1 protein-coding gene is annotated in these 261 nt (G+C 67.8%); it reads left to right on the top strand.

Going from position 1 to position 261, the window contains the following annotated elements; all coding sequences use genetic code 11:
• The coding region (locus tag PU683_RS22250) for a PAS domain-containing protein (RefSeq protein ID WP_277174703.1) at positions 1-261 on the top strand (261 nt) is incomplete at both ends.

The raw sequence follows: 261 nt of genomic DNA, 5'->3' as shown, positions 1-261 counted from the left end.
ACCGCGCCGGAAGGCGGAGGGCGCGCTGCGCCACAGCGAGGAGCGGTTCACCCGCACCTTCCAGATGGCGCCGGTGCCGATGGCGATCGGCGCGCGCGACGGACATCTGCTGTGCGAGGTGAATGCCAGCTTCACCCAGATGACCGGCTATGCCTCGACCGAGATCATCGGCCGCCCGCTGGGCGAGGTGGAATTGTGGGAACATTCCACCATGCGCGAAGAGATCGAGGCGCTGATCGAGGACGGGCATGCCCTGCGAGG

Source organism: Candidatus Kosakonia sp. 282A-S69 (assembly GCF_029433855.1).
Taxonomy (GTDB): Bacteria; Pseudomonadota; Gammaproteobacteria; order Enterobacterales; family Enterobacteriaceae; genus Kosakonia; species Kosakonia cowanii_A.
The sequence above is the reverse complement of the archived record's forward strand: the minus strand, read 5'-3'. Positions and strand labels throughout refer to the sequence as shown.